The following is a 17,271-nucleotide window of genomic DNA, read 5'->3' on the forward strand; positions in this document are numbered from 1 at the left end:
GGAGAGGGAGCGCGGCGCGCATCCCGTCCCGCCTACTCCGCCGGGATGCGGTGCGGCTCCGGCGCGTGGGCGGGCTCGGCGCGCGCGCCGGCCTCCGCCTCGACCGCCTTCCGCTTGAACAGCCGCATCACCACCACGAAGAAGACCGGCACGAAGAACACCGCGAGCACGGTGGCCGAGATCATGCCGCCCATCACGCCGGTGCCGATCGCCTGCTGGCTCTTCGAGGCGGCGCCGGTGGCCACCGCCAGCGGGACCACGCCGAAGATGAAGGCCAGCGAGGTCATCACGATCGGCCGGAAGCGGAGCGTCGCGGCCTGGACCGTCGCGTCGACGAGGCTGGTGCCGGGCTTCCAGAGGTCCTTGGCGAATTCCACGATCAGGATCGCGTTCTTCGCGGACAGACCGATGATCGTGATCAGCCCGATCTTGAAGTAGACGTCGTTCGGCATGCCGCGCAGGTAGACCGCCGCCACCGCGCCGACGACGCCGAGCGGGATCACGAGCAGCACCGAGAACGGGATCGACCAGCTCTCGTAGAGCGCCGCGAGGCAGAGGAACACGATCAGCACCGAGAGGGCCAGCAGCAGCGAGGCCTGGCTGCCCGCCTGCTTCTCCTGCAGGGACTGGCCGGTCCAGGTGAAGCCGAAGCCCTTCGGCAATTGCGTCGCGAGCCGCTCCATCTCGGCGATCGCCTCGCCCGAGGTGTAGCCCGCCGCCGGCTCGCCGGTGATGCGGACCGACTGATAGCCGTTGAAGCCGATGATCTGCGCCGGCCCGACGCTCCACTTGAGGTCGGCGAAGGAGGACATCGGCACCATCGTGCCCTGGCTGTTCTTCACTCCGTAATTCAGGAGGTCGGCCGCGTTGAGGCGCTGCAGATCCTCCGACTGCACGATGACGCGCTGCATCTTGCCCCGGTTCGGGAAGTCGTTGACGTAGACCGAGCCGAGATTGACCTGGATCGTGTTGTTGATGTCGTCGAAGCCGACGCCGAGGGCGGCCGCCTTCTCGCGGTCGATCACGAGCTCGGCCTGGGGCGCGGGCGGCAGGCCCTCGACGTAGACCTTCTGCAGGACGGGGCTCTTCTTGGCGAGCGAGAGCAGCTGCTCCTGCGCCGCCATCAGGGCCGAGTAGCCCTTCTGGGCGCGGTCCTGCAGGCGGAACGAGAAGCCGGACGCGTTGCCGAGATTGTCGATCGGCGGCGGCTCCAGCGCCTGGATCACCGCGTCCTTGTAGCTGCCCAGCGCCTTGTTGGTCCCCTCGACGAGCTTGGCGGCCGAGTTGTCCGCGTCGCGCTCGCCCCAGGGCTTCAGGGTCACGAAGGCCTGGCTCGTCATCTGGCCCTGGCCGGAGAACGAGAAGCCGTTGACGATCGTCACCGTGGCGACGCCGGGCTGCGCCATCAGGTGCTCCTCGACCTTCTTCACGGCAGCGAGCGTCCGGTTGAAGGAGGAGCCCGGCGGCGTCTGGATGTCGACGGTGAAGAAGCCCTGGTCCTCCACCGGCAGGAAGCCCTCGGGCAGGCGCACGAAGGCGTAGGCGACGCCCGTGACGAGGGCGAGGTAGACGAGCATCACCCGGCCGGACTTGGCGATGAGGGTCTGGACGCCGCGCCCGTAGCGGGCCGTCTCCCGGTCCACCACCCGGTTGAACCAGCCGAACACGCCGCCCTTGGCGTGGCCGTGGCCCTTCTCGATCGGCTTCAGGAGCGTCGCGCAGAGTGCCGGCGTCAGCGAGAGCGCCAGGAAGGCCGAGAAGGCGATCGAGGTGACCATCGCGATCGAGAACTGGCGGTAGATGATGCCGACCGAGCCGGGGAAGAACGCCATCGGGATGAACACCGCGATCAGCACCAGGGTGATGCCGATGATGGCGCCCGTGATCTGGCCCATCGCCTTCCGGGTCGCCTCCTTCGGGGGCAGCCCCTCCTCGTTCATGATGCGCTCGACATTCTCGACGACGACGATCGCGTCGTCGACGAGGATGCCGATGGCGAGCACCATGCCGAACATGGTCAGCACGTTCACGGAAAAGCCCGCGAGCAGCATCACCGTGCAGGTGCCCAAGAGCGCGATCGGCACCACGATCGTCGGGATCAGGGTGTAGCGGATGTTCTGCAGGAACAGGAACATCACGATGAAGACCAGCACCACCGCCTCGATCAGCGTGTGCAGCACCTTCTCGATCGAGGCCTCGACGGCCGGGGTGATGTCGTAGGGGATGTCCCATTTCAGGTTGTCGGGGAAGAACTGGGACAGCTCCTCCATCTTGGCGCGGATCGCCTTCGCGGTCTGGAGGGCGTTGCCGTCCGGCGCCAGCGTCACCGAGATGCCGGCCGCCTCGCCGCCGTTGAGCCGCGTCGTGAACTTGTAATCCTCGCCGCCGAGTTCGATCCGGGCGATGTCGCGAAGCCGCACGGTCGAGCCGTCGGGGTTGGCGCGCAGCACCACGGCGCCGAACGCCTCGGGCTCGGTCATCTGGCCCTTCACGATGATCGGGAAGTTCATCGCGCTCGTGGACGGGCTCGGCTGCGCGCCGACCGCGCCGGAGGCGATCTGCACGTTCTGGTTCTGGATCGCCTTCGTCACGTCGGACGGATTCAGCGAGAGGCCGCGCAGCTTGTCGGGGTCGATCCAGACGCGAAGGCTGCGCTCGGTCGAGTAGAGCGTGGCGCGGCCGACGCCGGGGATGCGGCGGATCTCGTTGATGACGTTGCGGATCAGGAAGTCGCCGAGGCCGACCTCGTCCATCGAGCCGTCGGTGGAGACGAGCGTGATGATGTTCAGCGTCGCGGCCGAGGCCTCCTCGACCAGGATGCCCTGCTGGCGCACCTCGGCGGGGAGCCGCGCCTCGACGCGCTTCAGGCGGTTCTGCACCTCGACGCCGGCGTAGCCCGGATCGGTGCCGGGCTCGAAATTCGCCGTGATCTCGACGACGCCGAAGGAATCGGAGGCCGATTCGAAGCTCTGGATGTTGGCCGCCCCGTTCAGCTCGTCCTCGATGAGACGCGTCGTGCCGGTGTAGAGATTCTCGACGGACGCGCCCGGATAGGCGGTCGAGAGCGCGATCGAGGGCGGCGCGATGATCGGGTACTGCGCCACCGGCAATTGCGGGATGGTGAGCGCCCCGCCCAGGCAGATGAACAGGGCGACGACCCAGGCGAAGATCGGCCGGTCGATGAAGAAGCGAGCCATGCGGGATTCTGGATTCCGGGAGGACACGCCGCCGCGCGGCTCATGCGGCGCGCGGCGGGATGGTGTCGGAGGGCGCGGTCAGCGGACCTGCGAGGCGGGCTGCGCGGGAGCGGCGACGTCCGCCTCGTCGGCGTCGCGGGGCTTCAGCTCGGCCTGATCGGCGGGCGGGCTGACGTCGACCGGCTTCACCTGCATGCCGGCGGTGATCTTCTGGAAGCCCGCGGTGACGACCCGCTCGCCGGGCTTGAGCCCGTCGCGGATCAGCCAGTTCTGGCCGACCACGGGGCCGACCTCGACGGGCTGGAGCATCACCTTGTCGTCGACCTTCACCACCCAGACCTCGGCCTTGCCGTCGTTGGTGCGCTGGATCGCCTGCTGCGGCACCGCGATCGCGTCCGAGTCGATGCCCTGCTTGATGCGGGCGCGGACGTACATCCCGGGGAAGAGCTCGTCGTGCGGGTTCGGGAACTGCACGCGCAGGGTCACCTGGCCTGTGCTCGGGTCGGCGGTCACGTCCGAGAACAGGAGCCGGCCGGCCAGCGGGTAGAGCGCGCCGTCGTCCATGATGAGGTGGACGTTGGCCGCGTCGTGCTCCAGCCGCGAGAGTTCGCCGCTGGCGAGGTCCCGGCGCAGCTTGTTCAGCTCGCCCACCGACTGGGTGATGTCGACGTAGATCGGGTCGAGCTGCTGGATCGTGGCCAGAACCCCCGTGGTGCCTTTCTCGATCAGGGTGCCCTCGGTCAGCAGCGCCCGGCCGATCCGGCCCGAGATCGGCGCGCGCACGTCCGTCCAGCTGAGGTTGAGCCGCGCCCGGTCGCGGGTCGCCTTGGCGCCCGCCACCTCGGCCTCGGCCTGCTTGCGCGCGGCGAAGGCGGAATCGTACTGCGCCTGGCTCGCCGTCTGCTTGGTGAGCAGGGTTTCGAGCCGCTCGGCCTGCTGGATGGTCAGCGTCAGCGCCGCCTCCTGGCGGGCGAGCGCCGCCTCGGCGCTGGCGAGCTCGACCTCGTAGGGCGCCGGGTCGATCTTGTAGAGGATGTCGCCCTCCTTGACCTGGCTGCCCTGCTCGAACAGCCGCTTCACCACGAGGCCGGAGACGCGGGAGCGCACCTCGGCGACCCGGACCGGGGCGACGCGGCCGGGCAGGTCGCGCACGTAGGGGATCGGCTGCGGCGCCACGGTGACGATGCTGACCTCGGGCGGCGGCTGCGGCACGGGCGCAGCGGCCTGCTGCTTCTGGTTGCAGGCCGAGAGGGCGACCAGCACGGCGCCCGCGAGGAGCGAGGCCGGGTAGGTCGGCAGGCCCCGCACGCGGCGGACGGGTTCATGGCGGGACGTCACGATCAACTTGCTCCTGAGACACGGTGCATCGTCGCGGCCGCGCGGCGCCTTCGCGCTCTGGCGGCCGTCACGGCTCGAACGGGCCAAGGCCGGACCACCCGGCTCGGGTGGGGTTCGGCGGCGTGGCAAGCGCCGGGCCAGCGGGGGGAGGGCGACCCGGTCGAAAGGATGCAGGGATGTGCCGCATCGGGCGCCGCGGCCGCGCGGAGGCGGTCCGGTTCGCGCCGGGGGCGAGTCTACGCCGGAGATCGAGGCGATCCAACGGCAGGGGCTCGCGCGCCGTCCCGCAGGGTCTCACGTCCGCGTGAGAGCGGAGGCGGGGCCCGGGACGGGTCAGGCGGATTTCGGAGGCCGCTCGGGCAGCGAGGTCGCGGCCGCGGGCAGGGCCCCGGCCGTCCGCGGCGGGTAGGATGCGCCCGGCGACAGGCGCTCGACCCCGGCCGCGTCCGGCACGAGCCGGCGATCGTCGCTCGGCGGGTCGTCGAGATCGGCGGAGGCCACGAAGGCGAGGCCCCGCCGCTCCGATTTCCAGGCGTGGCGCGTGGCCGCGTGGCCCGCCGGGGCGGCGCTGAGCGCGGTCGCGGCGGCCGCGTCGGCGCGCGGCATCAGGGTGGCGTAGCGCTCGTCGGGCAGACCGGCGAGGACGAGGATCAGCACCGCGAGCAGGCCCGCGAGCAGGCCCATCCGCCCCGACCGGGCGGAGCCGGTCGCGCGGGTGCGGGCCGTCCTGCGGCGCAGCCTGTCGATCGCGGTTCGAGACATCACGGGGCCGACATAGGGGCAGACGAGGCCGCGCCGCAATCACCTGCGACATCCTGTCAGGCGCGTCCGGGGAACCGGACGGCCCGGGAAAAAACATCCTTTCCTCAAGCCCGACCGAAGCTTAGCCGTGCTCTTAATCATTCTGATTCGCAACTGAATTTCTAATTCGCGCCCCGAGTCAAGACCAGCGTTGCGCAATTCCCACAGCTTCCTCTTGGTCCGACCAGCCCGTCTTGACCGGCCCCGCCGCCCCGGCCAAGCCTCGGCCGCAGAGTCGGACTGCGCGCAACCGAACCGAGACGGGCTCGCGCCGGGCCTGCCGCCGCCGACCGCCGCCGCAGAAGGAAACGACCCATGACGAGGCGCCGCGCCGCCGCTTTCCTGTTCGCCAGCGCCCTCGCCGCCGGCATCCCCGCGCTCGCGCCCGGCGCCGCGCAGGCCGGCCCGTTCGACAGCGGGCCGCTCGCCGACTTCATGAACATCTTCCGCACGCAGGCGATCCCCCGCGAGACCGTGGCCTGGTCCGGCCCGGAGAAGCCCGGCACCGTGGTGGTCTCCACGAGCCAGCGCCGGCTCTACTACGTGCTCGGGCGCGGCGCCGCGATCCGCTACGGCGTCGGCGTCGGCCGCCAGGGCTTCTCGTGGTCGGGCACCAAGACCGTGACCATGAAGAAGGAATGGCCGGCCTGGCGCCCGCCGGCCCAGATGCTCGCCCGCCGGCCGGACCTGCCGCGCTACATGGCCGGCGGCCAGGACAACCCGCTCGGCGCCCGCGCGATGTATCTCGGCTCGTCCCTCTACCGCATCCACGGCTCGAACGAGCCCGAGACGATGGGTGCCGCCGTCTCCTCCGGCTGCATCCGGATGACGAACAAGGACGTCGTCGATCTCTACGACCGCGTCAGGGTCGGCACCAAGGTGATCGTCCGCTGAAGGCGGCAGCGGCCGCGCAGCGATCTCGGAACGATGAGCGCCGTCGTGATCGATACAAAGCGGGTTCGTGCTGCCGTCTATCCCAAGCAAAAGGTCGATCAGTTCCGGCTGATCGACCGCTTTCATTAACGGTTCCATAGCTCTTCCCGCAGGAAGATCCCGGCCGCTCGCGGATCAGCGACCGGGATGACGATGCGGATGCGGGGATTTTCGGAGACAGAGGCGGCAGCGTCCTCGGCCGAGGCGGAGCGCGCCCGCACCGCCTCCCTGATGCGCTGCCGGATCGCCGGGACCGCGCCGGAGCCGGCCTTCGACCGGATCGCCGAGCTCGCCGCCGACCTGTTCGGGACGCCCCTCTGCGCGATCTCCTTCCTCGATTCCGAGCACCAATGGGTGAAGGCGAGCGTCGGCTTCGGCGGCCTCGCCGACTTCCCGAGACAGGACGGGCTCTGCCACCACGTCGTCGCGGAGGGCGGCATCCTCGTCGTCCCCGACGCCGCCGCGAACCCGCGCTTTCGCGATCTCCCGGCCGTGCGCGGGCCGCTGGGCATCCGCTACTACGCCGGCACCCCCCTCGTGACGCGCAGCGGCCACCGGGTCGGCGCCCTCTGCGTGGCCGACCAAGTCCCCCGCCGCGCCACGGCGGGGAAGGCCCGCGCCCAGCTCGCCCGCCTCGGCGGCCTCGTGATGGACGCGGTGTCCGCCCGCCGCCGGACGATGGCGCGGCGCGACGCGGACGGCTTCGTCAACGCCACCGCCGCCGCCCTGATCACCACGGATGCGGCCGGCACCATCACCTTCGCGAACGCCGCCTGCGAGCGCCTGCTCGGCTATCCCGAGGGGGGCCTGCGCGGCCACAATGTCAGCCTCATCGTGCCGGCGCGCCTGCGCGGCCACCACGTCGCCGGCCTCGCGAACGTGGCGGCCGGCGGCGCCGCGCGGCTCGCGGGCAAGAACGTCGAGGTCACGGCGCTGCGCCGCGACGGCAGCGAGATCCCGGTCGAGCTGTCCCTCACCCTGTGGGGCGCGGGCGAGACGATGGGCGTCGGCGCGGTGCTGCGCGACATCTCCGAGCGCCGCCGCCGCGACGCCCGCCTCGTGCGCCTCGCCCATCAGGACCCGCGCAGCGGCCTGCCGAACCGGATCCGCCTCGCGGACGACCTCGCCGCCCTGATGGGGGAGGGGCGCCCCGCCGGCCTGCTCGCCATCGCCGTCGAGGGCCTGCGCGGCCTCGTCGACGGGCTCGGCCACGCGGTCGGCGACGTCCTCCTCGAAGCCCTCGCGGTCCGGCTGACCGGCCGGCTCGCGGCGGACGCGCTGCTCGCCCGCATCGGCGAGGACGAACTCGCCGTGCTGGTGCCGGACGAGGCTGGCGCGGACGCTGCCCGGTCCCGGGCCGAGGGTCTGATCTCGGCCTTCGCCGACCCGTTCCACCTCGGCGAGCACGTCCTGCATGTCGGCGCCCGGATCGGGGTCGCCCTCGCGCCAGCCCACGGCGCAGATGCCGAGGAGGTGCTGGCGAGCCTCGACCTCGCCCTCGATCGGGCCCGGCGGGAGGCGGCCGGCAGCGTCCGCCTCTTTGAGCCCGCGATGCGCGACCGCGCGGCGGAGCGGCGGGCCCTGCAGGACACGCTGCGCGGCGCGCTGTCCCGCGGGGAGATCGTGCTCGCCTACCAGCCCCAGATCGACCTCGCCACCGGCGCCATCCGCGGCGTCGAGGCGCTGATCCGCTGGCAGCATCCCGAGCGGGGCCTGCTGCCCCCCGCCGACTTCCTGCCGGCCATCGAATCGAGCGCCCTGGCTCTGCGCTTCGGCTGGTGGACCATCGACGAGGCCTGCCGCCAGGCCGCCGCGTGGCGGGCCGCAGGCCTGCCGCCCCTGACGATCGCCGTGAACCTGTTCGCGGAGCAGGTCCGGGCGGGCACCCTGGCCGACGTCGTGCTGGAGGCGCTGGCCCGGCACGGCCTGCCGCCGGACGCCCTCGAACTCGAGCTGACGGAGGTGATCGCGCTCCTCGACGACGAGGCGACGCGGGGCCCCTGCGGCGCCTGCACGCGCGGGGCGTCGGCATCGCGCTGGACGATTTCGGCACCGGCTACGCCTCGCTGGCGACGCTGAAGACCTTCCCGCTCTCGAAGCTCAAGATCGACCGCGGCTTCGTGCGCGACATCCTGGCCGACCCGCACGACGCCGCGATCGTGCGGGCGGTGCTCGACATCGGCCGCAGCCTCGACCTCGCCGTCGTCGCGGAGGGCATCGAGACGCCGGCGCAGCAGGCGTCCCTCGTCGCGATGGGCTGCCGCTGCGGCCAGGGCTACCTCTACGGACGGGCGGTCGGCGCCGACGAGATCGCCCGGCGCCTCACCCGGGCGGAGACTCGCCAAGCCGAGCCCGCGAGCCGGAGACCCGCGTCGCCTGACGGACCAGCCGGACCGGCCGACCGCCGCGCCCCACCTCTCCCGTCCGGGAGGCCTGAGTCGGCGAAGCCGACCGGGTGAGGGGTGCGACCTCTCCGGATCCGGCGAACCCCTCACCCTGTCCCTCTCCCGAACGGGAGAGGGGACCTGCGCCTAGTCGTCGACGTTGAAGGGGTCCGGCGCCCCACCTCTGCCGTTCGGGAGAGGGCGAGTCGGCGTGAGCCGACCGGGTGAGGGGTGCGACCTCTCCGGATCTGTCGCACCCCTCACCCTGTCCCTCTCCCGAACGGGAGAGGGGACCCGCGCCTCGACACGCAGCGGGTGCGCCGGAGCACCGCCGCGGCGGAAGGTTCATGAGACCTTAACCCTCGGGCAGAGCGATCAGGACTGCCCGATGGAGGGTCCGATGGCCGATGCTCCAGCCACCCGTGAGACGATCCGGCTCGACGAGGGCGACGTGGTCGTGCTGCTTCCCGCCAACCTGTCCCCGGCGAGTATCGGGATCCTGCAGATCCAGCTCGAGAAACTGGCCGCGGGCCTGAGCGCCCGGCGCGAGGAGAGCGGCCAATCCTATCTGCGCGGGCTGGCCGGGCTGGCGGCCTTCGGCGCCCATTGAGGCGCGGCGGTCAGGTGTGCGGCCCCGGCCCGCGCGAAGCGTCGCGGCACGGGGTGCGAAGGCGCGCGGATCGCCGCGGGCGCGTTGAGAGATTCCATCTCTGATTGTATTGCCGGGTCCGGCCCGCCATCCGGATCCCGGGCAGAACAGGTTCTCCCCGCGATGCTCACCGCCCCTCCGCATGACCCGATCCCGCGCGTGCCCGCGAGCCCGGACCGGCCGGGCGCCGCCGCGCCGGAGCCGCTCCCGCCCGGGCGCCGGTGACCCGGTCCCGGCACAGGAACGCCTGAAGGCCCGATGCACGGCGACAAGCCTCAGGGACGGCACGCGCTCGACCCGGCCGCCCGCCTCGCGGCGCGGCTCCTCCTCGCCGCCCTCCTCGCCCTCGCCGCCGCCCTCCCGCACGGGGCCCGCGCCGGCGGGTCCGGACCGGCCGCGGAGCGGATGGCCGCCGACCTGTCCGGGCCGGCCGCCGCCTACCGGACCTACGTGCTCGCCCAGGCCGACGCGTTCCTCGGCGGCACCGTCCGCCTCGCGGACGCGATCAAGGCGGGGCGCCTCGCCGAGGCGCAGGCGCTCTACGCCCCGGCCCGCCAGCCCTACGAGCGGATCGAGCCCGTCGCCCAGATGGTGCCGGAACTGGCGCGCAGCATGGACATGCGGGCCGACGCCTTCGAGCTGAAGGACCGCGACCCGGCCTTCATCGGCTTCCACCGGATCGAGCGCGGCCTCTTCCTCGACCGCAGCACGATGGGCCTCAACCCCATCGCCGAGCGCCTCGTGGCGGACGCGGCGGAGCTGCGCGAGCGCATCACCGAACTCGCCATCCCGCCGGTGCGGATGGTGGGCGGGGCGGCCTCGCTGATCGAGGAGATCGCCGCCACCAAGATCAGCGGCGAGGAGGAGCGCTACAGCCGCACCGACCTCTTCGACCTCACCGGAAACCTGGAGGGCGCGCGCACCATCTTCGGGCTCGTCCGCCCCCACCTCGCCGCCCGCGACCCGGCCTTCGTCGACCGGACCGAGCGCGCCTTCAGCCGCATCGAGGCCCAGCTCGCCCGCCACCGCACGCCGGAGGGCGGCTACGTCAGCTTCGACCGCCTGACCGACCGGGACCGGAACGCGCTGAAGGGCCCGGTGACGGTGCTGGCCGAGGAACTCGCGACCCTGCGCGGCCGCCTGGGGCTCGACTGATGGCGGGTGCGCGCATGACGCGTCGCCCCACCTCTCCCGTTCGGGAGAGGTCGAGTCCGCCGCAGGCGGACCGGGTGAGGGGTGGAGGTCTATCCGGAGAGGTGGCACCCCTCACCCGGTCCCTCTCCCGAACGGGAGAGGGGGCCCGCGCTCGTGTCCCGAGACGTTTCGGAGGCTCCGGGGCGATGCGCGAACCGGCAAGCCCGAACCGGGGCTGGGCGCCCCGTCGCGCATCCCCGGACAGCGCCGGGCGCCGATGCACAGCGCGGACGGCGCGAACCGGAGGAGCATCATGAGCGGGCAGGGGGCAGGCGGGTCAGGTCCGTCGCGGCGCGGGCTGATCGGGGCGCTCGGGGCGGCCGGAATGCTGGCGCTGCCGGCGCGGGCGAGCGAGGGGGCGCCGCCGCAGGCACCGCTCGGCGAGACGATGCCGGACGCGCGCAGCGACGGCACCCGGGACGCCCAACCCTTCTACGGCTTCCATCAGGCCGGCATCGTCACGCCGCAGCCCGCGAGCGTGCTCTACGCCGCCTTCGACGTGCTCGCCGAGAACCGGGACGAGCTCGCCCACCTCCTGCGGATCCTCACCGAGCGGCTCGCCTTCCTGACGAAGGGCGGCCCGGTGCCCGAGATCGACCCGCGCCTGCCCGCCCCCGATTCCGGCCTGCTCGGGCCGGTCGTCTTCCCCGACAACCTCACCGCCACCCTCTCGGTCGGGGCCAGCCTGTTCGACTATCGCTTCGGCCTCGCCAAGCTCCGGCCCCGCCGCCTTGGCCAGATGGAGCGCTTCCCCAACGACGCCCTCGACGCCAGCCAGTGCCACGGCGACCTGATGCTGCAGCTCTGCGCCAACACCGCCGAGACCAACATCCACGCCCTGCGCGACGTGCTCAAGCACCTGCCGGGCCTCGCCACGGTGCGCTGGAAGATCGAGGGCTTCCTGCCCCCGCACGTGGTGAAGTCGATGGGCGCCGACACGGTGCGCAACCTGCTCGGCTTCAAGGACGGCACGGCCAACCTCGACGCCCGCAACGCCGAGCTGATGGACCGCTACGTCTGGGTGCGGGCAGGGGGGTCGGAGCCGGCCTGGGCGGCGGGGGGCAGCTACCAGGTGGTGCGGGTGATCCGCACCCTGGTCGAGCGCTGGGACCGCACCCCCTTGCGCGAGCAGGAGGCGATCATCGGCCGCCACAAGGCGAGCGGGGCGCCTCTCGGGCGCGGCCACGAGCGGGCCCCGCCGGATTACGACGGCGACCCGGACGGCGCCCGCATCGCGCTCGCCGCCCACATCCGGCGGGCGAACCCGCGCAGCGCCGAGACCCGCGCCAACCTGATCCTGCGGCGCAGCTACAATTATTCCCGCGGCCTGACGCCGGCGGGGCAGCTCGACATGGGCCTCCTGTTCGCCTGCTACCAGGCGGACCTGACCGCGGGCTTCCTCGCGGTGCAGACCCGGCTCAGCGGCGAGCAGCTGGAGGAATACATCCGCCCGATCGGCGGCGGCTACTTCTTCGCCCTGCCCGGGGTGCGCGAGCCCGGCGGCTGGCTGGGGCAGGGGCTGATCGCCGCCGTTTGATGTCCCGGCCCGCTGGATTATGGAGGCGCGGGCTGCCGGCACCGGCCGGTGCGGGCAAAGGGCCCTCGGGCAAGGGGCCCTCGCGGGGCCCCACAGGGAACGACGGGATGATCTGGGGTGTCGATCCGGGGCTGATCGCCGGCCTGTTCGCGGTGGCGGTCGCGGCGGGCTGCGTCGACGCCATCGCGGGCGGGGGCGGGCTCATCACCATGCCGGCCCTGATCCTGTCGGGGCTCGACCCGGTCAGCGCCATCGCGACGAACAAGCTCCAGGGCAGCGCCGGCTCCACCTCCGCGACCCTCGCCTTCGCCCGGCGCGGCCTGATCGACTGGCCGAGGGCGTGGCCGATCGCCGTCACGGCGGGCGGGGCCTCGATCCTCGGGGCGCTCTGCGTGAGCCTCCTGCCCCGCGCGGTGCTCGATGCCGGCGTGCCGGTCCTGCTCGTCGGCATCGCCCTCTACTTCGCCACCGCCAAGCGCATGTCGAGCGAGGACGCCACCGCCCGGCTGACGCCGGCGGCCTTCGCGCTCAGCCTCGCGCCCGCGGTCGGGTTCTACGACGGCGTGTTCGGTCCCGGTGCGGGCGCCTTCTACATGGTCGGCTTCGTGACGCTGCTCGGCCTCGGCGTCGTGCGGGCGACCGCCCACACCAAGCTCGCCAACGCCGCGAGCAACCTCGGCAGCCTCGGCCTGTTCGCGGCTTCCGGCCACGTGGTCTGGCCGATCGGCCTCGCCATGGCGCTCGGCGCCTTCCTCGGCGCGCAGATCGGCTCGCTGCTCGCCGTGCGCCTCGGCGCGAGGCTCATCCGCCCGCTCCTCGTCACCATCGCCTGCGCGATGGCCCTGCGGCTCCTCTCGGACCCGGCCAACCCCCTGCGTCAGGCCGTGCTCGGCCTCATCGCCCCGGGGTGAGATCCGATGATCGCGATCAACGCGCGCGGGGCCCGTTCGTGATCGCTCGGCCCGTTCGCGTGAGCGCGATCATTTCGGCATGAAGGCCCAGTAATCGAGATCGAGGATGACGGCCGGGTCGTAGCCCTCGCCCTGCTTGTCGGGGAAGGCGCCGCAGGGCTGGTTCTTGGTCGCGACCGTCCGCAGGCGCAGCAGGCCGACATCGTCGCGGCCGGCCAAGTCGGCCGTCTCCACCACCTCGCTCCAGGCATAGACCGTGTCGCCCGCAAACAGCGGCGCGACGTGCCGGCCCGCGTTGATCCCGGCGATCGCGAAGGCGTTGGCTAACCCGTTGAAACTCAAGGCGCGGGCCAGCGAGATGACGTGGCCGCCGTAGATCAGGCGCCGGCCGAACCGGGTCTCCTTGGTGGCAAACGCGTCGAAATGCACCTTGGCGGTGTTCTGGAACAGCCGCGTCGCGATCTGGTGCTCGGCCTCTTCCACGGTCATGCCGTCGACGTGGTCGATCCGCTCGCCCGCTTTGTAGTCGCCGAAGCGGTAGGGGCTGCCGGCGAGGTCGAGATCGTAGGCGGCCCGGTCGATCGGCGGGATCGCGCCCGCGAGGTCGGCCGGAGCGACCACCTTGGCAAGGCTCGGCACGCGCTCCTCGGCGATCTTGGCTTCCGGGTCGCGCTTGCGCACCAGCACCCAGCGGCAATAGCTCAGCACCGTCTCGCCCGCGGCGTCGGAGCCGACCGAGCGCACGTAGACGACGCCGGTCTGCCGGTTCGAGCTCTCCTTCAGGCCGATCACCTCGGAGACGGTCGAGAGCGTCTCGCCGGGATAGACCGGGCGCCGGAAGCCACCCTCGGCGTAGCCGAGATTGGCGAGCGCGTTCAAGGAGATGTCGGGCACGGTCTTGCCGAACACGACGTGGAAGGTGAGCAGATCGTCGAGCGGGCTCTGCGGGAAGCCGATGGCGCGGGCGAAGGCGTCCGACGATTGCACGGCGAAGCGCGGCCCGTAGAGGGCGGTGTAGAGCGCGACGTCGCCCGTGGTGACGGTGCGGGGCGTCGCGTGGCGGATGGTCTCGCCGAGGCGGAAATCCTCGAAGAAGCGGCCGGGATTGGTCTTCATGGGGTCGGTTCGTCTCGTCCTTCGGGAATGCCGGCTCAGCGGGTGTAGACGGCGGTCTGCGTCGGCACGAATTCGTGCAGCAACCGGCTCGCGAACAGCAGCAGCAGGATCAGGATGATCGGCGAGATGTCGATGCCGCCGAGGTTCGGCAGGAGGTTGCGGATCGGCCGCAGCACCGGCTCGGTGATGCGGTAGAGCACCTCGCCGATCTGAGCGACGATCGGGTTTCGCACGTTCACCACGTTGAAGGCCACGAGCCAGCTCAGGACGGCGCTGGCGATGAGGACGTAGATGAAGAGCTGAACGACGGTGTCGAAGAGCCAGATGAAGGCGTTCATGCGGGGATCTGAAGTCCTCGTCGGCCCGCACCCGAGCCGCGCTACGGCGGGACGGCAGCGAGATTCGGGAATTGACAGGCTGAGGGGCCAAAGCCTACAAGGCCGGCGCCTCGACGGGGCTGTAGCTCAGATGGGAGAGCGCCGCAATCGCACTGCGGAGGTCAGGGGTTCGAATCCCCTCAGCTCCACCAGGCATTCCTGGTGAAACCGAGCGCCTCGCTCTCCGAAGCCGCTGTGTGGCCGGGCGTAACGGCTTGGGTTCGTTCGGCGCCGTCTCTGAGCGCCTTAACGGACAACTGCTTCCTGCCTTCTGAAGGTGGGATCGCCTCCCAATCTCCTGCATTACGGAGCAGTTTCCGCTGATGCCCGGCGCTCGCGGCTGGAGACTGGTTCGCGTTCCTCCAGAGACTCAGTTCGAGCCTGCTGCGGACACCATTTGCCATCCCCGAATGGGCGGGACTGATGCTCAACCGCTCGCCAGGTTGGAGAGCAGTGGTGTCAAAGCAAGAGCCAAGCTTTAGCTCCGGGTCCGGAAGCGGCCCTTCTCCTTTGCGCCCATTCCGGCCATTCAGCCAGCTCAGGCGGCGTCTCCAAAGTGGACATCACCGCCGGGAGGTTTTGAAACTCACAAAGCCATTCCCATGAGCAATTGAAACCTGGATCGCTTCCGGCCTTGCCGCAGCCTGCGCGGATGCTGCTGGCAAGCAGCTCTCAAATTTCTCGTGATCCTCTGGAACTGCATTCTGTCTGGTGCGCTACGCGCGTGCGAGGCCCGAGATGGGCTCGCCAGTTGGGCGCCGGTCACGCGGTGTCCGGCGTCGCTTGTAGTCACGTTGCTCATAGGAGGATGTGGTTATGAGAACCTACGACGTTGCGCCCCTCTTCCGCTCGTCCGTCGGCTTCGACCGGCTGTTCGATCTCCTGACCCAAGCCGAACGGGTTGAACCGTCCGCCGCCTGGCCGCCCTACAACATCGAGAAGGTGGCCGAGGCCGCGTATCGCATCACCATGGCGGTTGCTGGGTTCACGGCCGAGGATATCGAGCTCACCCAGCACGACACGACGCTCTTGGTCGCCGGCCAGCGAAAGGACCAGGACGGTGAGCATCAGTACCTGCACCGCGGCATCGCGGCCCGCACTTTCCGCCAGACCTTCAATCTGGCCGAGCACGTGAAGGTCACGGGCGCCTCGCTCGAGAACGGCCTTCTGACGGTCGAGCTCAAGCGCGAGGTGCCGGAGGCGCTCAAGCCCCGCCGCATCGCCATCAATGGCGATCAGGCCGCAGGCGGGCAGGACAATGCGCGTGCGCAGCTTGAGGGCGACGCGAAGGCCGCCTGAGCTTTCCCGACCCGGACCGACACCGATCCCGCGCTGGCCGACCGGCCCGCGCGGGAGGACGCGCCACGTCACGCATGCTGATGGAGACGAGAGCATGAGTGTGAGAGATCTGATCCCTTGGAGCCGCGGAACGAACACGCCCCTGCCGAGCCGGATGCGGGACGAGCCCGCGAGCCCCTTCCTGACGCTCCACCGCGAGATGAACCGCCTGTTCGACGACGTCTTCTCGGGTCTCGGCGGCGGCATGCCCGGCCTGACGACGCGCGGCCTCGGCTGGCCGAGCGTCGAGCTCGTCGAGACCGAGCAGGGCCTGCGCGTCTCCGCCGAGCTGCCCGGCCTCGATGAGAAGGACGTCGAGCTCACGATCGACGACGGCGTCCTGACGCTGCGGGGCGAGAAGCGGGCCGAGACGACGGACAAGGAGCGCGGCTACTCGGAGCGTTCCTACGGCCGCTTCGAGCGCGTCCTCGCCCTGCCGTTCGCGGTGGAGGAGGACAAGGTCGAGGCCACGTTCCGGAACGGCGTCCTCAGCGTGACGCTGCCCCGCTCGGCCAAGGCGCCGGAACGCGGACGCCGCATTGCGATCAACGGCGGCACGCCGCAGGTCACGGCACACTGACCGGGCGCCTCCCTCGAACAGGGAGCGAGAAGAACGACTGAACGCATGACATGGCGGCCGGCGCGGACCTCCAGGCGGCGCCGGCGGCCCAGCCTTTGCTCACCGGAGGAGGGTTTCCATGCAGCAGATCGAGACAACCATCGAGCGCCTCGGTCCGATGGCCGCCGCGACGCTCAGGGCGTCGGCCGTCGATCCGTTCGAGGCGCTCGTCGCGCTCGGCGACGTGTTCCGGCACCCGCGCGAGGTGCTGGCCTACCCGAATCTGTCACGCGCCGAGAAGCGCGCGATCTTGGCCTCCTGGGCCTCCGATGCCCGGGCGGTCGAGTCATGTCCGACCCTGCGCTGCCTGCCCGGCTGCCGGGCCGAGCCTGTGCCGCTCCACGCGGTGCTGGCCGCCCTGCAGGCCCTCGACGGGATCACAGCCGCCGGCACGGCCGACACGGCGCTGGATCGTGACCTCCCGGAACGGAGCCGCCGCTTTCCGCTCGCGCTCACTCGGCGGAAGCCGTGTAGCGGCACATCCGGCGAGCAGGCGCTGAACTGAAGCGGGAGGCAGCGATGGCAACCTTTCGTCTCGACGATCGGCGTCGGCGGTCGGCCGTGCGCCGCCGCCTTCACCTTGTCAGGGGATCGCTCGATGCAAACTTGGCACTGTTCACGGACTGGCTCATCTCGGTCGCACTTTGCTTGGCCCTGGCCTTGGTCCTGCCGATGCCGAGCATGCCGGTCAGCCTCGCTGCCCTGCTGTCCCTGGCAGGCTTCGTCTGGCTCGGTCAGGCGATCACGCGGGCCGGGCCGCCGGCCGACAGCCCGCACCTGACGGCCTGGGACGCGGCGCTGCTCTCGTTCGCGGCCAGCTTCGGCGTGCAGGCCGCCGCGCATTTGGGCGCCTTCGAATCGTGACCACACCACTGGA

The 17,271-nt window shown here is 71.3% G+C and carries 16 protein-coding genes and 1 tRNA gene; 12 read left to right on the plus strand and 5 right to left on the minus strand.

Going from position 1 to position 17,271, the window contains the following annotated elements; genetic code table 11:
- Positions 1 to 32 precede the first annotated feature (32 nt).
- From DK389_RS24185 to DK389_RS24195, 3 genes are all read right to left on the minus strand, one after another.
- The gene (locus tag DK389_RS24185) at positions 33 to 3,197 is read right to left on the minus strand and encodes a multidrug efflux RND transporter permease subunit (RefSeq protein ID WP_109893426.1); all 3,165 of its coding nucleotides are present in this window, start codon (positions 3,195 to 3,197) and stop codon (positions 33 to 35) included.
- A 78-nt stretch (positions 3,198 to 3,275) separates the two neighbouring features.
- Complete coding sequence (locus DK389_RS24190) at positions 3,276 to 4,496, minus strand: efflux RND transporter periplasmic adaptor subunit (RefSeq protein WP_472436463.1); 1,221 nt, start codon at positions 4,494 to 4,496, stop codon at positions 3,276 to 3,278.
- A 372-nt stretch (positions 4,497 to 4,868) separates the two neighbouring features.
- Positions 4,869 to 5,336 carry a hypothetical protein gene (locus DK389_RS24195; RefSeq protein ID WP_109893430.1) on the minus strand — a complete coding sequence of 156 codons (468 nt, stop codon included), beginning with the start codon at positions 5,334 to 5,336 and terminating at the stop codon, positions 4,869 to 4,871.
- A gap of 315 nt (positions 5,337 to 5,651) precedes the next feature.
- Between DK389_RS24195 and DK389_RS24200 the strand changes: the two genes are divergently transcribed.
- The 7 genes from DK389_RS24200 (at position 5,652) to DK389_RS24230 (ending at position 12,944) form a co-directional block, all read left to right on the plus strand.
- Positions 5,652 to 6,230: a L,D-transpeptidase gene (locus DK389_RS24200; RefSeq protein ID WP_236960326.1), complete on the plus strand. Its 579-nt coding sequence runs from the start codon at positions 5,652 to 5,654 to the stop codon at positions 6,228 to 6,230.
- A 198-nt stretch (positions 6,231 to 6,428) separates the two neighbouring features.
- Complete coding sequence (locus DK389_RS24210; protein WP_250645678.1) at positions 6,429 to 8,348, plus strand: putative bifunctional diguanylate cyclase/phosphodiesterase; 1,920 nt, start codon at positions 6,429 to 6,431, stop codon at positions 8,346 to 8,348.
- Positions 8,306 to 8,728 (plus strand): EAL domain-containing protein, encoded by a 423-nt coding sequence (locus DK389_RS34860; RefSeq protein ID WP_250645690.1) that lies wholly within the window; start codon positions 8,306 to 8,308, stop codon positions 8,726 to 8,728. The genes DK389_RS24210 and DK389_RS34860 overlap by 43 nt, the downstream gene beginning before the upstream one ends.
- Before the next feature lie 325 nt (positions 8,729 to 9,053).
- Positions 9,054 to 9,263: a hypothetical protein gene (locus DK389_RS24215; RefSeq protein ID WP_109893432.1), complete on the plus strand. Its 210-nt coding sequence runs from the start codon at positions 9,054 to 9,056 to the stop codon at positions 9,261 to 9,263.
- A gap of 297 nt (positions 9,264 to 9,560) precedes the next feature.
- Complete coding sequence (gene efeO / locus DK389_RS24220) at positions 9,561 to 10,457, plus strand: iron uptake system protein EfeO (protein ID WP_109893434.1); 897 nt, start codon at positions 9,561 to 9,563, stop codon at positions 10,455 to 10,457.
- A 292-nt stretch (positions 10,458 to 10,749) separates the two neighbouring features.
- On the plus strand, positions 10,750 to 12,033 hold the full coding sequence (gene efeB, locus DK389_RS24225; RefSeq protein WP_109896806.1) for an iron uptake transporter deferrochelatase/peroxidase subunit: 1,284 nt from the start codon (positions 10,750 to 10,752) through the stop codon (positions 12,031 to 12,033).
- 107 nt (positions 12,034 to 12,140) lie between these two features.
- Positions 12,141 to 12,944: a TSUP family transporter gene (locus DK389_RS24230; RefSeq protein WP_109893436.1), complete on the plus strand. Its 804-nt coding sequence runs from the start codon at positions 12,141 to 12,143 to the stop codon at positions 12,942 to 12,944.
- Between the two features lie 69 nt (positions 12,945 to 13,013).
- Here the strand turns inward: DK389_RS24230 and DK389_RS24235 are convergent, their stop codons facing one another.
- Both DK389_RS24235 and DK389_RS24240 read right to left on the minus strand, forming a co-directional pair.
- Positions 13,014 to 14,060 (minus strand): MaoC family dehydratase, encoded by a 1,047-nt coding sequence (locus tag DK389_RS24235; protein ID WP_109893438.1) that lies wholly within the window; start codon positions 14,058 to 14,060, stop codon positions 13,014 to 13,016.
- A 35-nt stretch (positions 14,061 to 14,095) separates the two neighbouring features.
- Positions 14,096 to 14,398 (minus strand): YggT family protein, encoded by a 303-nt coding sequence (locus tag DK389_RS24240; RefSeq protein WP_109893440.1) that lies wholly within the window; start codon positions 14,396 to 14,398, stop codon positions 14,096 to 14,098.
- Between the two features lie 115 nt (positions 14,399 to 14,513).
- Between DK389_RS24240 and DK389_RS24245 the strand changes: the two genes are divergently transcribed.
- The 5 genes from DK389_RS24245 (at position 14,514) to DK389_RS24265 (ending at position 17,258) form a co-directional block, all read left to right on the plus strand.
- Positions 14,514 to 14,589: transfer RNA gene (locus DK389_RS24245), tRNA-Ala, on the plus strand.
- Between the two features lie 664 nt (positions 14,590 to 15,253).
- The gene (locus DK389_RS24250; protein WP_109893442.1) at positions 15,254 to 15,736 is read left to right on the plus strand and encodes an Hsp20 family protein; all 483 of its coding nucleotides are present in this window, start codon (positions 15,254 to 15,256) and stop codon (positions 15,734 to 15,736) included.
- A 94-nt stretch (positions 15,737 to 15,830) separates the two neighbouring features.
- A complete protein-coding gene (locus tag DK389_RS24255) occupies positions 15,831 to 16,355 on the plus strand; it encodes an Hsp20/alpha crystallin family protein (protein ID WP_109893444.1) in 525 nt (174 codons plus the stop codon).
- Positions 16,356 to 16,473: 118 nt separating this feature from the next.
- Entirely contained in the window at positions 16,474 to 16,899 is a 426-nt protein-coding gene (locus tag DK389_RS24260; RefSeq protein WP_236960328.1) for a hypothetical protein, read from the plus strand.
- A gap of 14 nt (positions 16,900 to 16,913) precedes the next feature.
- On the plus strand, positions 16,914 to 17,258 hold the full coding sequence (locus DK389_RS24265; RefSeq protein ID WP_109893446.1) for a hypothetical protein: 345 nt from the start codon (positions 16,914 to 16,916) through the stop codon (positions 17,256 to 17,258).
- The last annotated feature ends 13 nt before the right edge of the window (positions 17,259 to 17,271 follow it).

This window comes from Methylobacterium durans (genome assembly GCF_003173715.1).
GTDB lineage: Bacteria > Pseudomonadota > Alphaproteobacteria > Rhizobiales > Beijerinckiaceae > Methylobacterium > Methylobacterium durans.